This window comes from Desulfomicrobium macestii, from assembly GCF_014873765.1.
Taxonomy (GTDB): Bacteria; Desulfobacterota; Desulfovibrionia; order Desulfovibrionales; family Desulfomicrobiaceae; genus Desulfomicrobium; species Desulfomicrobium macestii.
In genome coordinates, this window is sequence record NZ_JADBGG010000006.1 from 142,043 (window position 1) to 156,796 (window position 14,754).

General features: G+C 54.1%; 14 protein-coding genes and 1 pseudogene. All 15 read right to left on the reverse strand.

Annotation, left to right across the window (positions count from 1 at the left end):
• Window positions 1–2: 2 nt before the first annotated feature.
• Window positions 3–1,088: a CgeB family protein gene (locus H4684_RS05945; protein ID WP_192623149.1), complete on the reverse strand. Its 1,086-nt coding sequence runs from the start codon at window positions 1,086–1,088 to the stop codon at window positions 3–5.
• Window positions 1,076–2,386 carry a glycosyltransferase family 4 protein gene (locus H4684_RS05950; protein WP_318779618.1) on the reverse strand — a complete coding sequence of 437 codons (1,311 nt, stop codon included), beginning with the start codon at window positions 2,384–2,386 and terminating at the stop codon, window positions 1,076–1,078. Before H4684_RS05950 ends, H4684_RS05945 begins: the two co-directional genes overlap by 13 nt.
• Window positions 2,383–3,357, reverse strand: coding sequence for a polysaccharide deacetylase family protein (locus H4684_RS05955; RefSeq protein WP_192623150.1), 975 nt, complete (start codon window positions 3,355–3,357; stop codon window positions 2,383–2,385). Before H4684_RS05955 ends, H4684_RS05950 begins: the two co-directional genes overlap by 4 nt.
• A gap of 3 nt (window positions 3,358–3,360) precedes the next feature.
• A complete protein-coding gene (locus tag H4684_RS05960) occupies window positions 3,361–4,608 on the reverse strand; it encodes a hypothetical protein (protein ID WP_192623151.1) in 1,248 nt (415 codons plus the stop codon).
• Between the two features lie 13 nt (window positions 4,609–4,621).
• Entirely contained in the window at window positions 4,622–5,179 is a 558-nt protein-coding gene (locus H4684_RS05965) for a hypothetical protein (RefSeq protein ID WP_192623152.1), read from the reverse strand.
• The gene (locus tag H4684_RS05970) at window positions 5,176–6,243 is read right to left on the reverse strand and encodes a glycosyltransferase (protein ID WP_225940274.1); all 1,068 of its coding nucleotides are present in this window, start codon (window positions 6,241–6,243) and stop codon (window positions 5,176–5,178) included. Before H4684_RS05970 ends, H4684_RS05965 begins: the two co-directional genes overlap by 4 nt.
• 111 nt (window positions 6,244–6,354) lie before the next feature.
• Entirely contained in the window at window positions 6,355–7,767 is a 1,413-nt protein-coding gene (locus H4684_RS05975) for a glycosyltransferase (RefSeq protein ID WP_192623153.1), read from the reverse strand.
• A 245-nt stretch (window positions 7,768–8,012) separates the two neighbouring features.
• Window positions 8,013–8,558, reverse strand: coding sequence for a dTDP-4-dehydrorhamnose 3,5-epimerase (gene rfbC / locus H4684_RS05980; RefSeq protein ID WP_192623154.1), 546 nt, complete (start codon window positions 8,556–8,558; stop codon window positions 8,013–8,015).
• The gene (gene rfbA / locus H4684_RS05985) at window positions 8,555–9,463 is read right to left on the reverse strand and encodes a glucose-1-phosphate thymidylyltransferase RfbA (RefSeq protein ID WP_192623155.1); all 909 of its coding nucleotides are present in this window, start codon (window positions 9,461–9,463) and stop codon (window positions 8,555–8,557) included. Before rfbA ends, rfbC begins: the two co-directional genes overlap by 4 nt.
• A 109-nt stretch (window positions 9,464–9,572) precedes the next feature.
• Entirely contained in the window at window positions 9,573–10,640 is a 1,068-nt protein-coding gene (gene rfbB, locus H4684_RS05990; protein ID WP_192623156.1) for a dTDP-glucose 4,6-dehydratase, read from the reverse strand.
• A 158-nt stretch (window positions 10,641–10,798) separates the two neighbouring features.
• Complete coding sequence (locus H4684_RS05995) at window positions 10,799–12,259, reverse strand: class I SAM-dependent methyltransferase (RefSeq protein ID WP_192623157.1); 1,461 nt, start codon at window positions 12,257–12,259, stop codon at window positions 10,799–10,801.
• Window positions 12,260–12,320: 61 nt separating this feature from the next.
• On the reverse strand, window positions 12,321–12,785 hold the full coding sequence (locus tag H4684_RS06000; RefSeq protein ID WP_192623158.1) for a transposase: 465 nt from the start codon (window positions 12,783–12,785) through the stop codon (window positions 12,321–12,323).
• A 125-nt stretch (window positions 12,786–12,910) separates the two neighbouring features.
• A pseudogene (locus H4684_RS06005) lies at window positions 12,911–13,087 on the reverse strand (ATP-binding protein); the annotation flags it as partial.
• Between the two features lie 182 nt (window positions 13,088–13,269).
• Complete coding sequence (locus H4684_RS06010; protein WP_192623159.1) at window positions 13,270–14,121, reverse strand: class I SAM-dependent methyltransferase; 852 nt, start codon at window positions 14,119–14,121, stop codon at window positions 13,270–13,272.
• 330 nt (window positions 14,122–14,451) lie between these two features.
• Window positions 14,452–14,754, reverse strand: a 303-nt coding sequence (locus tag H4684_RS06015) for a hypothetical protein (RefSeq protein WP_225940275.1), incomplete at its 5' end; no start/stop codon positions are given.

A 14,754-nucleotide genomic window follows, 5' to 3' on the forward strand; every position in this document is an offset into this window, starting at 1 on the left:
GTTCAGACCCCGGCCGTTGCGCAGATGTCCTGCAGCCGATGGCTCCAGGTGTGGGCGGTGCTCACATAACGGGCCCCTTCGGCCGCCCGCTCCAGGTCCGTGCTGTCCGGGCCGTGGCGCAGGCGCGCGAAAGTCTCCCTGGCCTCCTCCGGGGTGGAGACCACCTGGCAGTACGGGGCGAAATGCCTGGTCACGCACGCGCTGGGGTTGGTCATGGCGATGCCGCCGCAGGCCAGGATTTCGAGCAGCCTGCGGGAGCACATGGTCTCGGAGTCCGTGACGGAGTTGACGTTGATGGACAGGGCGTGGCTCTTGTAGAGGCGGCCGGTTTCCCAGTGCGAAACGCGCGGGTGGACCCGGACCGCGCCCGTCTCGGGGAAGCTGAATTCGAACCGCCTGGACAGGCGGTCGTGGTTGCGGTCGAAAACATCGATGCGCGCCCCTGACTCCTGCGCGGCCTCGAAAAGCATGTCCAGGTACAGGCGGCGCGAGTTCAGGATCTTGCGGTAATAGCTGCCCGTGAAGCAGGCCGTGCGGGTCGAGAAATCGAAGCCGTCAAAGGAGTGGAAGGCCGGCTGATACGGGATCATGAGCGTGCCGACGGTGGTGCCGGAGGGCGCGACGGCCCGGTAGCGCGGGACGCAGGTCGCGTCCGTGGTGAAGATATGGTCGAAGTTTTTGGCCACGTCGATGAAGTGGTCGAAGAACGCGCCGTCGTCCTTGTTCCAGAACACGGTGGGGATGCCTAGGGACCGGGCGCAGTCCAGGACGCGGAAGATGGCCGTCGGCCTGGTCAGCCGCATCCAGCGCGACTGCCTGGCCAACTCGTAGCGCCAGCACCCGCACCAGCCGTGAAAGGCCGACTCCACGAGCAGCAGGTCCGGCCGCCAGGAGCGCAGCACGTCAGAAAAGTTCTTGGGCGTGACGTTTCGGACCCGGCATTCGAAGGTCAGGCAGGTTTCGGTCAAATGGTCGGCGATGAGGGCGACCTTGAGCCTCGCGAATTCCCCCTTCCGTTCGGTCACGACCGGGGCCTGGGGATAGTTGTAGAACGTGGCGCTGAATTTGCGGGCGATCAGTCCGAGCATGGCTTTGCCTCGCTTTGCCCGTGCGGCTCAAGCACCCCGCCCACGAATCGATCCCAGGTCCTGTGCCCCAGCACATACTGCCTGGCCTTGGCGCCCAGACCCGCCAGCCGGGCAGGCTCGCGCAGCGCCCCCTCGATCACCCCGGCCAGGTCCGCCGCGTCGCCGGCCCGGAAGAACCAGCCGGCGGGGTCGGACCCAAGCTCGTCGCGGAACACGGGCAAATCCGGCACGATGACGGGCTTGGCCATGGCCAGGGCCTCCACCAATTTGATGGGCGGCACGATCTCGCAGACCTGGAAGGGCTTGCGGGGCAGGCAGACCAGGGAACAGCGGGCGATCATGTCCCGCGCCACGGCCGGCTCCATCCGTCCCAGGAAGCGCACCTGCCGCGTCAGACCCAGACGAGCGGACAAGGCTTCCAGATCCCGCCTGGCTTCCCCTTCGCCCGCGATCCTGACTTGAACCGCCCGGCCTTGCCCCGCAAGCAGCGCGACAGCTTCAAGCAAGGTGTCCAATCCTTCGTAGACGATCAGCGATCCGGCGTACCCTATGGTGTTCGGCTCGGCCATTGCGGGGTCAGCCGCCAGGACATCGCCAGGGTCGATGCAGTTGGGAAGCAGGGACATCCGCTCTGCCGGTACTCCCCAGTTCTCCCGCACGTAGCGCCCGAGCTGCTCTGAAATCACGAACAGCCTGTCCGCGTTGCGGGCAACCAGCGCTTCCAGCTCAAGGCCCTGCCTGAATGCCTGTGACCTTTCGTATTCCGGCATTCGGGAAATGCGCGTCAGTTCCCAAAGGCCCCGCATCTCATAGTGAAACGGTATGCCCAGCTGCCTGGCCGCCAAGAGCGCGGGCAACGCGTTGACATGATTCGATGCCGCATGGATTGCCGCCACACGCTCCCGGATTGCCATCCTGATGATGGGCTTGGCCGCAAGAAAGGCATAGGCCAGCACCGGCACGTTATTGAATGGACGCCGCGCATGGCGGTATTCCACGCCACCCGCAAGCGTCCGGCTTTCGGCGGCATCGCAACACCTGTCATTGCGATCCCACGGATAGCCCGGACGCGTCATGGCGCACACGTTGGTGCCGGCATCACGCAACGCACGGATCACGGCCTGGGTGCGCGTGGTGTAGCCGCTGATGTGATAGGGCAGGCAACTGGCCGGAACATAGAGCATCCGGTCGGCAACCGGCACGAATGCCGGTTCAGACCGTCTTGCTTGGCGCAACCGCCACGAAAGCGTCGCTCCTGTGACCTGGCGGCTCAATGACAAGTAATGCTCGGAAATCACGATATCACCTTTCCCCGGCTGTCCGGGATCCTCAGTTCTGTCAGCGCCATATCCACGGAATGTGTTGTCCTGATCTTTCCACGCGCATGCAAATCCAGAAAATCACCTGTTGTGATGATGTCGCAGTCCTTTGACAATTTGCGGACCAATCGCCGATAGCTCTCGATCCGCCGATCGTCGCGATAGTGCGCATGGCCATTCTCATCCCAGTGCAGCAGACTCCAGGAGTGCATGAGCAGCACCAGGAACGAACTGTCGATGCCCAGCGCAAACGGCCAGACCATCCGCCATGGAGGCACAAAAAACGTGTTCGAATAGGGGCATGAAAACCGTTCCCAGCCAAGCCCGTCATGAAACGGCAACGGCCTCCTCTCGGAGACTGGGACTTCGATGATCCCGTTCGACCAGGCAAAGGGTGCGTTGGTCGGTTCGCCGTAAGGACAGACGCCGTCCAAAAACGCCTTCATGGAATTGTTGAAGGACAGCGCAATGCCTGTGGAACGAAGCGCGCGAAGAGTCGCGGCGTTCCAGCGGAAAGAACCGGCCCGGAATGCCACGAGGGGCTTGTTGGTGATATCCGAGATGAATTTGCCGAAATGACGCAGCGTGAACTCGGCCTTGGGCAGGCCGAACTGGTTCATGAATCTGGGTCGATAGTCGAAGCCGTGCTCCACCCAGAACGCTTCCGGCAAATACTCGGGATGGACATGCAGCTGGACATCCTGTCCGGCTTGATCCAGCCAGCGTACGACCTCGGCGACTTGATCCCCGTAAGCATACGCGCCGCACACGTCGACGAAAAAGACATGCCGGGCCCCGACCTCGTCGCCGATCCGGCACATCTCGCGAATCCCGGCGGAGGCATTTCCATGCCTCCCCCAGATCAACCTCTGCACATGATCTTCAGCCGCGCGCCTGGGCAGGGCCTCCGTATCGACGGTCAGCATCGCGTAACGATTTTTTCCCGGCATGACCTAGCCGACCACCACTACCCGAGACCTCATCTCGTCAAAAACGTTTCTGGTTCGAAACAAACTCAACAATCGGTCCCCCCAGGTTTTCTCTTCTGTGGAGTGATCCCGTGCAGCTCTGGCAGTGACACGATACCGACCGTTGTCCGCTGCGCAGGAAAACCGCCCAAATTCAGCGCTGGCCACCCGGATGGTTTCAATCTCGATGTCATCCCTGTAGAGCACCATGGTAATTTCATCTTCGCCTTGTGGTTCATGCAGCACAGCCTGGGCTGTGAAGCCGCCATTCTCGAGCTTGAGCACGACTTGCCGGAACCGGTTAGCCGTTCGTGCATAAAGGGCCGGAATCGTCTCCGGAAGTCGATCCCATCCGTCCGTCTTGGTCAGACTGTGCAAAAGGTCGTAGACGAACTTCGCAGGCGGAGCGCGATGCCCCTCCCCCCAATTATCGCCACAGACAGAGACGAGACGATCGGAATGAACTTCCACCACCCCCCGGCCCCGACTGAAGCCCTGCTCGTGCAGAAAGGGCAGAAACTCCCGATTGAAATGCCGCGCGTCCAAGGCGTTCTGGAGATACACGATGCGCGAGCCACGCACGTGCTCGGGTCTAATTCTGACGGTCGGCCTGTCGGGTATGTCGGCACTCTCGAACGCAGAAGGAGCGCCCTTGTATCCATAAGCAGTTCTCAGATAGCGCCCGAGAATACCCGGGGAATAAATGAGCAGGTTTATTTGGGGATTGCAGGGCACGGCAATGGCGTTCCTGAGAAACGGCGCGTAATAGAGCGCCGCAAAACCGCCCCCACTCGCCCCGTACAGCACCATGCGCGCAATCGACAGGACGTCCTGGATGTGCCGCAACACCTTGGCCATATCTTCCTGCAAGCGCATCCCCGATGCGCCGGCATACCAGGCGAGCCGGATATCCCTGTCCAAATACAGCCCCGGATCGCTGACCATGAGTACGCAGGCATCCGTTGCATGTGGCGCCCTGGTTCCGGAAAATGCGGGCAACTTTACGTCTGAAGTCCTGGAAGACAAGGCCGCATTGAAAAACACCAGCATGGACTTCGAGGCACGGCGATGCAGGTTGAATTCAAGATACACGCCGCGGTACGCAATGGCGTGAATTCCATCTTGCAGTGACTTTGTGGCCAGAAATGCATCCAGGCTGGCGTGACCATGCACAGGCCGTTCCCATCTGGACAAGTCACGCATCGACTCGATGTCATCACTTATATTCAACACGAATCCGCGATCCTCATACGCTGGTTATCCCAAGCACCTGCTCCCATTCCTCCTTGCTCGCCAGCCCCGCCGCGAGCGGCACCGCCAGCGCGTCACGATAACGCCAGGCCAGATAACGCCGCTTTCTGTCACGATACGAAGGCCCGCTTCCGCTCAATTCCGAGAGGTATTCGACCAGCCAGCCCAGACGGGAGTAAAAGGCGAAGTCCGCCACATCGGTCACCAGGACCGGCAAAAATTCCTCATGATCATTCAGCAAAAGCTTCATCCCTTCGCACGCGTCGCGCACAAACCGGCGATCATGTCCCTCGGACCAGATCAGCAAGGGTCTCGCTTGCGGGGGGCTCTGCACATGCTTCAGACCCGAATGCCAGGGCTGTTTCAGATACCGGGATCGGCCCAAGCCCAACACTCGAAGCAAACGTCCCACTTTGTGCGAAAGGCGTTGGTGCCAGACCGGCGAGGGCTTTTGGGGCAGCAGCTCGTAGCGCACCAGCAGGGCCCATTCCGGGTCATCGGCCCATTCCTCCAGCCGGGCGCGAAGCGCCTCGGTTTCCTGCGCAAGCGTCATCGCTTTCTCCGGCGGCGGGCCAAGGCAAGAATTTCGTCCGCAGCCATGGCCGCGCCGTTCATCGGGATAGAGCTCGTGCGAGAGGTCGAACGACCAAGCATTTCCAGTAAATCCTTAACAGCCGCAGAACACTCCGCCGGGGTCTGGCAATCGGACACCACTACCGGGGCATGCTCCGCAACCAAAGAAGCGCGCCTGGCCTGATCATCCAGCCTTGTGCTGGCATTGGGAATCAAGAGACTCGGCACTCCAGCCTGAACAACCTCGCAGCACGTGTTGTACCCGGCAGCCCCAATAAACACGTCAAAAGCGCGCAGATAACGCACTAAGGGGTAAACTGAAAGCGGCTCAGCTTTGGGCGGAAGTTCGACATCCCTCATAGAGATAGGCGCACGTGTCCATACGATGGAAAACCCTTCGGACTCCAAACGGGCAATCAAGTCAGCTCCGACTCCGCCAATATCATTTATGTTGCCTGCTCCAAGAGAAAACAACGCGTACCGCCCCACAGCATCCAATCCTAATTCATCGCGGGCGGCACGCCGACTCATCAATTCATGGTCATCAAGGATCGTAACCGGGGGCACTGTGATTTTTTTGCGCCCACCCGCCAGGGACTCAGTGCCGAAAGAAGCACCCAGTTCACCGGGAACGATAATCAAATCAAAAAGGTTCTCGTCAACTGATAGCGACGACGACCTCTCCTTATTCAAGCCACGATTCGACCAGACCAAAGCAGGTCTTCCATAGGCGTTGCACGCAGCCATGAATCCCTGAAAAGGCCAAGTGCCGTCAAAAACCACCACATCTGGCTGCACTCGTTCCAGCATTACTCCGAAACGGACGGCAAGTTCGCGATTCCATTCGGATGACGTATTGCAAGTCCAGTAATGTGAGACGAAATAATCAGCTTCGAATCCAAATTTTTCAATGATGTCAATTGCAGATGCTAAAGAGAAAAAAGTAATGGACGCATTTGATTGTAGACGTCGAGCATAGGATAAACAGCGCGACATATGACCTAAACCAACACCATTCGTACAAAAAAATACAAATTTCGGCAAGTTTATAAACTCCAAAATTGATACCAAGTGAGCACATGCTAGACTGATCAAAAATTTTATTCAATGTATAATTAAAAAACTTTTTTATAAAATCAATTAGAACTTGAAATGCTAATGAACAGGCAATAAAAATTCTAAATTTGCAATTTTTGCAACAATTTTCAAGCTTGGATTATTGTGAAAAAACTGCCGTGGATTACATTTATGGGCATTCATGAGACTTTCAACGACTGGTCGATTGGAAACTATGGAAAGGTACTCATTAAATACAGGGTGTGCTGTAGGCTCACCATGCACGCCGGAGATTTGATTTAGCGCGGCCCCAAGTACTTCAGAGAGATTGCTTCTGCTTACTGGTTGAAATGCCCCTTTTTCAGCCAAATCAGCCAAGGCGGGGGTCGGCTCGGCCAGAACAGTCAGCCCCATAGCTAACGCATCACTGAGCTTGGCAGGGGTTTGAAATTGTGCGGCCAAGTTGTCTGGATCTTGCAAAAGTACGCAAAGATCCCCTGCTGCAAGAATATCCGGTATGTTTTCAAAGGGTTGATTAGCAAGGAAACGTTTATTCAAATTTGAGAGTCCTTCGATTTCGGCTTTAAGCCATTGCAGGGACATCGGAAAGTCCCCGACAATCAAAAAAAGGACATCGTCACGCTCAAGGGTAGCGATAGCCTTGGCAGTTTCAAGCAAGCCCTTGTGCGCTCGTGGAGTCCCAAGAAAGAGTATTATTTTTTGCTCAGGAGTTATACCGAGCATGGCCCGACTGGATTGGCGGCGTTCCAATGAAGGCTTAAACACTGATTCATCTCGCGCATGCCGTACTATGGCCCCTCCATACCGCTGCTGGAGGGGTGGATTGACAACCGTGACTCCATCAAAAATCCTCGCCAGGGCAACTCCAATTTGGGTCCACCCCTTTCCTGTCAGATCGTCAAGTTTTGGAAGGCAAGAATGAATAGTCAAATACTCGTCAGGTCTTAACGCCTCTTCTGCTGAGACAAATGCGAGTTCTTCATCGTCTATATCCATAAATACGCAACTATTCCACACGAGCTTGTACAGGATCCCTATAAGAATATTTGGAAACCGAGGCTTTGAAAGATGAAGAATGTCGCAAGGATTATTTAAAACAAGTTTTACGGCTTGTGGGATAAAATTTCTCTGATCCTGGACTTGGATTGAATCTATAATACTACATACTCTCTTCATTGGAGTCCAAAAGATGTCACCCCTGTTTGAAAAGAAGCATCCAATAACACCCACATCCGCAATTTCTTTATAAATCTCAGCTAAAGTATGAACGCGCCCAACAGCATTTCCCGAGAGGTCCCACCCACATATCAACACGCGTGGGAGATCGACAGAAGAACGCGCCATCTCTCTGCAAGCCTGAGCACGTTCAAGGCTGGGCAGAATGACATGGGTCAACGGTTGATAGGTTTGAAGTGCCTCCACGTAAACACGGATGGCTTCATCATAACACTTCATTCGAAGATATTCATTGGCCTGCTGAAGTAAATTCATATGGAAAACGATTGTCACAGCCTTGTGTTTGTCGCGCAGTCAGTGGAACAAGATCCATTTTGTAGGCTTTGCATTTCTACGCCCGTTGTTTGCCGGCCTCGGTTCCGGGAGGCTTCGACAGGAGTTTCTTCGACGTTGAGCACCGCGACATTCCTAAGGACAATGTCGATTGAAACAAACGGTTGTGTCGTGACAAACATCAATGTTTGGCAGGCCAACGTAGCCGGTTCCGGCAATGGCAATTTTCATTCGTATGTCTCACTGACCGCGAGAGGAGTCCCCGCCGCATCTTTGGCGGCCAGCTTCGGGCTTTCGCCCTTGAGCGGCCAACCGATGCCCACCGCGGGATCGTTCCAGAGGAGGCTGCGTTCGAATTCGGGGCACCAGAAATCCGTCGTCTTATAGAGAAACTCTGCCGACTCCGAAGTCACGTAGAAACCGTGCGCAAATCCCGGGGGTATCCAGGCCATCCGCTTGTTTTCCGCCGAAAGGGTGAAGCCTACCCATTGGCCGAATGTCGGCGACGAACACCTTAAATCCACCGCCACATCATACACTTCGCCGGCCACCACCCTGACGAGTTTACCCTGCGGGCGCCGGATCTGATAATGCAGGCCGCGCAATACGCCGCGAGCAGACTTGCTGTGATTGTCCTGCACAAAATCCATATCGAGACCCAAACCAGCCAGCGCGAGCTTATTCCAGCTTTCGTAAAAAAAGCCGCGCTCATCGCCAAAAACTTTAGGTTCGATCAGAAAAACATCCTGAATAGCCGTATCGATACGCTTCATGAGAATACTTTTTCAGCCAAAAGATGAGAAAGATATTGACCATAGCCGCTTTTGCCGAGCGTATCGGCCGCTGCTTCAAGCTGCTCGTCAGTGATCCAGCCTTGCCGCCAGGCTATCTCTTCCGGGCAGGAAACCTTGAGACCCTGACGTTTTTCCAACGTGGCGATGAACTGGCCGGCTTCCAGCAGTGAATCGTGGGTCCCGGTATCGAGCCACGCCATGCCGCGCCCCATGATCTCGACATTGAGCTGCCCCTTTTCCAGGTACCGGCGGTTCACGTCGGTGATTTCCAATTCGCCGCGGGCAGAAGGCCGTATCGAGGCGGCGATGTCGCACACCTGCGTGTCGTAAAAATACAACCCTGTCACGGCGTAGCGCGATTTGGGCCTTTGCGGCTTCTCCTCGATGCTGATCGCGCGCTGGCTGTCATCGAACTCGACAACACCGTAACGCTCCGGGTCGCTCACCGCATAGGCGAAGACAGTTGCGCCGACGGGATTTTCAGCCCCGTCAGCGGCTCCATTGCTTGCAGACTTCAGCTGTTCAGCGAAATCATGCCCGTAGAACAAGTTGTCACCAAGGATCAGGGCGCTCGGCGCAGCGCCGATGAAATCCCTCCCGATCACGAAAGCCTGTGCCAGCCCATCCGGGCTTGGCTGAACGGCATACCGGATATCGATACCCCATTTTTCACCGCCGCCCAGCAACTGTTCAAACCGAGGCGTGTCCTGAGGTGTCGAAATCAGGAGGATTTCCCGGATTCCGGCCAGCATGAGAGTGCTGAGCGGATAATATATCATGGGCTTGTCGTAAACCGGCAAGAGCTGCTTGGAAATGGACAACGTAGCGGGATGCAGTCGCGTGCCTGCGCCGCCAGCGAGAATGATACCTTTACGAGAAAGCATACAACACCCTTACAGTAATTATTTGAGGATCTGCAAATCTTTGCCTGGAAATGGCGCAGTCCACTGTGAAGACATCTTTATACAGCCGTCAGCCCAGCCTGAGTGAAAATCATCCATTCCCGGAATCGCCGTAATGCAAACCCAGCCATTCACGGTACGCGCCGCTGGCGACATTGCTGACCCAATCCTGATTGTCGAGATACCATTGCACGGTCTTGCGAATACCCGTTTCGAACGTCTCTGCCGGCCTCCAGCCAAGCTCCCGTTCAATCTTGCGGGCATCGATGGCATAGCGCCGGTCATGACCGGGTCGATCCTTCACATAGGTGATCAGACGGGAATATGGTCCGGCAGGATCCGGGCGGAGTTCATCCAGCAGAGCGCATATCGTGTTCACAATCTCAATGTTCGGCATCTCATTCCACCCACCGACATTGTACACTTGGCCGGCCTGGCCGGCTTCGAGCACCCTGCGGATGGCGCTGCAGTGGTCCTGGACGTAAAGCCAATCACGCACCTGCTGCCCATCCCCGTAAATGGGCAGGGCCTTGCCTTGAAGCGCGTTGTTGATGACCAATGGGATCAGCTTTTCCGGAAACTGACATGGGCCGTAATTGTTGGAGCAGTTGGTGGTGAGCACCGGCAAGCCATAGGTATGGTGATAGGCGCGGACCAAATGGTCCGAAGCCGCCTTGCTGGCAGAATAGGGGCTATTGGGTTCGTAGCGGTTCGTCTCGGCAAAGGGCGGATCCTCCTGGGCCAGCGAGCCGTACACCTCGTCGGTCGAGACATGCAGAAACCGGAAGGCGGCCTTGTCGGCCTCGGGCAATCCGCCCCAATACGTCCGCACCTCTTCCAAAAGCCGAAATGTGCCAACGACATTGGTCTGGATGAAATCCTCCGGCCCATGGATCGAGCGATCGACATGCGATTCCGCCGCGAAATTGACGATGGAGCGCGGACGGTGTTCTTCCAGCAAGCGCCCGACCAAGGCAGCATCGCCAATATCGCCCTGTACGAACAAATATCGCGCATCGCCCTCCAGCGCCGCCAGATTCTGCAGATTGCCGGCGTACGTCAGCTTGTCGAGGTTGATTACCGGCTCGTCGCGCGGCGCCAGCCAGTCCAGAATAAAATTGGCGCCGATGAAGCCGGCGCCGCCGGTAACCATGATCATATTATATCCTTGTTTTCCAGATATCCGACCTTCTGGGACGCCGGCCAAAGGCACGGAAACAGACTTTGCCAGTTCCATCTCCGCAAGCATCCCTGTTCTGAAATATAGATTATGTCGCGCTGTGAAAGAAACGACACAGGAAAGGCGGCAAGGAGCGCCTATAACTGATCGTCAGGTCCCCCGAGCATCACATCCTTGAGAAGATCCAGCTGAGCCTCGGCGCGGAGCAACTGCTCACGCATCTGTTTGAGCTGCATCGCCTGCCGAGCAATGGTTTGATCACGTCGGTCCAAGGTGTTCTTGAGCATGGAGGAAATCATTTCAATATCGTTCGCAAGGTGCAGTGTTGGCGTATCGGGGACTGCGGACAATGGAAGACTCTTGAGCGGCTCACGCTTTGACAAGTCGGCGCGCAAGTCGGCAATCAAGCGATCATTCTTTCTCAAAACCTCGGCGATGACATCGGTCAAGGGCTGAGGAGTTACGTCAATTACGAGACAGGCGTTTGCCGGCATCCTTGCCAACACATCGCCAGGCAAATCCAAGTCAAACTGTGGGTCATCGTTCAGGCACAGTAGCAGCAAGCCATCTGCCTCGTTTCGGATGGAAAGCCCACCGATGTTTACACACGTCCTTGCGTCTCCATTCCAGCGCCAAAGCTCTGAACCATCCACTTTCTCCAAGGCCAGCCCATGAATCCACATAGCCATTGGACGATTAGCGGGGTCGAGACGAATGCATGCAAGCGGGTTTAAATCGGCAGGCATGGGCAGGCGCAGGACTTGCCGTTGCCCTGAAACTGGGTAAAGTACGGCCGCACCACGCGATTCTGAGTAAGCTTGCAACTCTTCATCGACAATTTCTGAAATGTAAAGTCTAGCTTCGGAAACCCCATTCCGTTGTGATAGCAAGTCCATTGTCTGCACTTCGTACACCGAAGCGCCTAAATCCGGTAAAGGACCATTGCTTGCGACTGCGAGATAATAAACTGGACGTGGGATATCGAACGCCCCTCCTCCGCTGATGTCAAAATGACGAAAAAATCGTGCACAATCATCTAGCGGCGCAATGCAGGAAGCGTTAAGCACACGGTGGGCGTAAAAAACGACATTTTGAAAATGAGATTGCAATAGGACAGCAAACTCATTAAAATCAAGCTCCTTTACATGATATGGATTTGGTTCACTTAGAGAACGGTTGTATTCCGGCCGATTGGGACTTGATATCAGCAACACGCCGTCCGGTCGCAGTACGCGACGCAACTCATGAAGCATCTCTTCGTGCTGATCGTGATGCTCAATGGTCTCAAAACTCGCAACTACATCGAATGATGAAGATTTGCACGGCAATTCAGCGCAGTTCCCTTGAATGAAACACAAGTTGTCTCGCGAATAGGTCAGTTGGGCATTATCAAGAGCTTTTGCCGAAATATCAATTCCGGTCACCGAAAGCGCATCCGCCGCGAGTAAATTCGAGCCATATCCCTCGCCACAAGCAACATCCAATACATCTTTGCCCGTAGTCAAAATCTGGGCAATACGATAGCGGTGCATGTGCTCAGCGTGAATAAACCCGCCAATCTCGGGAACGTAACGCTCGCCGTCAAAAACCAAGGTCATAGTGGTACTCTGATTTAGGCAAGATAATTAGTCGATTCTGAAAAACTCTTAAAACGTCACATCAGGCATAGGCCTGCACGGGCTGAACATTGGGGCGAAGTATGTGCCCAAAGAATTTGAGGTACAAAAAACACAGCGTCCAGACGAACTTCCGGATATTGAACGCAACACAGGCCATGAACAGGTTCACGGCATCGCCGATCTGGCCCATGATGTAATTGCACAGCATCCTGTGGTCGTGCTTGAGGTGGCCAATGATCGACTCGATGGCCGCCCGACGGCGGAATCGATCCCTGGCTTGACGTTTGTCAGAAGCTGTTTTGGTCCGCTTGCCTGACTCGGGGATTTCGATGCTGGTCACGCCGATTTTGCGCTTGCCGCGGTAACCACGATCACTGGTCACCATGTTCAGCCGTTGCCCCAAGATGCTATCGACTTGAGACAGAACCGCAGGCAGCGAGGGAGCATCATAGGGGTTGCCCTGGAAAGACACTGCGCCAACGATGATGCCGCTCTCCCTGGTCACGGATGCTTTGGCCTTGTATGTCAAACAGCATCGAAAAGTGACCCACGATCGGCGTCCAATTTTGACACCCTCCAGGGGTGTCTGTAAGCATCCGGCCAGAGGGCTGTGCGATGACCGCACCAGCGCTACTGGACGGATGTCCTTTGCCTCAGTCTCCAGCTCTCGTTTCCTGTTTCGAAGATCTCGCAGTGATGGGTGACGCGGTCCAGCAACGCCGTCGTCATCTTGGCGTCCCCGAAGACCTGCGACCACTCGCCAAAGCTCAGGTTGGTGGTGATTATCACCGACGTCTGCTCGGAGAGGTTCTCCAGGTCGACCGGAAGCAGCATAAAGCGGTCGGACGTTGTCCTCGAAGACCTGCCACAAGATGACCTTTGCCGACCCGAGAATGTGGTTTTGAGGTTCGTGGTGATCAAACAGATCCGGACAAGGAAGCTGCGCTGGTGGTCCGATTGTTTAGGCTGCATCGGTGAGTTGTTTATCATTATAACTTCCTGAGAAAAATGATGGCCTGATCTAAGGTTCTAACAGGCGGTAAGAAAGAGTAGCCACCTCCAAATATTGGCAACCACACATTCGCAACATAATGCTCCGGGATAATTGCTTCTCCATAATCAACTCCAGATTTAGTAGGATGGGGGTAGTCCCTATAAACAAAAACACCGTCGTTATATTCCTCTAAAGCCTTATCCGCATCAAAAAAAGCTTCAATAAGTCCTCGACCATGAAGAGGAATCTCTTGCTTTGGAAGCTTGAGAAGATTTAATGCATGACGTATAATAGACGGAGCCCTAGTAGTTACCGCAATTGCACCACCAGGTTTAAGGATGCGAACAAATTCTTTGATCCATATATTCGCAGCATTCTCTGACAAATGAGAGAATACTGAATAAGCAAATATACAGTCGACAGATTCATTCAAAATTTGATGTAAATTATTATCGTAGACTTGAATAATTTTTGTCGCTAACCCAGATTTAAAACAAAAATCTACGGCGTCAGATTGTATATCTGCAGATATTATATTATAAGGTCTAAAATAGCGATACATTGTTTGACTAATACGTCCCCAACCGCAGCCAAAATCGAGGGCGACAGCATCTTCATCGAACTGACAACCTAGTCTTGCTAATCCTTGTCTAAATTCCTCGACCGCATCAAAGGCCTGCTGCATCGCTTCACTATAAGCCCGCCCGACAAAGCGCCGCTGAAATTGTTCATCAGGAAGACTTGGCAGCGCTGCGCACCATTCAAATTTGTCTGTATCTCGTAGCAATCCAGCTAACCACTCATTCGTGGACACCATACGCATTTTATCGTACAATAATTCATTCATTTGAAACCCTCAAATATTTATAAGGAATATAGTGAACAAAGTAATAGTGCTAAAAAACTTAAAAACTAAATTTTTAGCAGTCTAAAGCGCACTCAACTCAACACCTAAGTGTCCACGAAGAAGTAACGCAACTACTTTTTTTTGTTCCAAACTTTTTTAAACAATTTCTAATATTCGCGAGTATTTTAGATATATACTATGTAAATTTTAGGACTAAACAAACCCATAGTGCTTGAAGTTCTCCAAGACAAAATGAGTAGATTGGGGCGCAATTTCGATCATATTGTCAATAAGCAAATGCTGTTACGTGATACTGACTAACCCCACAAATCAAGATAGCGAGTTAAGACGCCTCACTACAACAACATCCTGACCAGCCCATACATCTCGCCTAAATTCGAGAACTTCAAGACCAGCACAGGAAGCAGCCCCAAAAAACCATTCTTTAGCAATGCACGCAACTCCATAATTTTTATATCCAGGATAATCATGAAAACCAAATCCTTTAAGCCTAAAATCATCTTTAATCACATTAATAGGGTTCCTCGCTGTTTCAAGTGGGTAGGGGCCTTGAACCCCTGACCGCATCCGGGTAATTCGTTCGCCTATGAAAGACACCGACCTTTTCCAGTT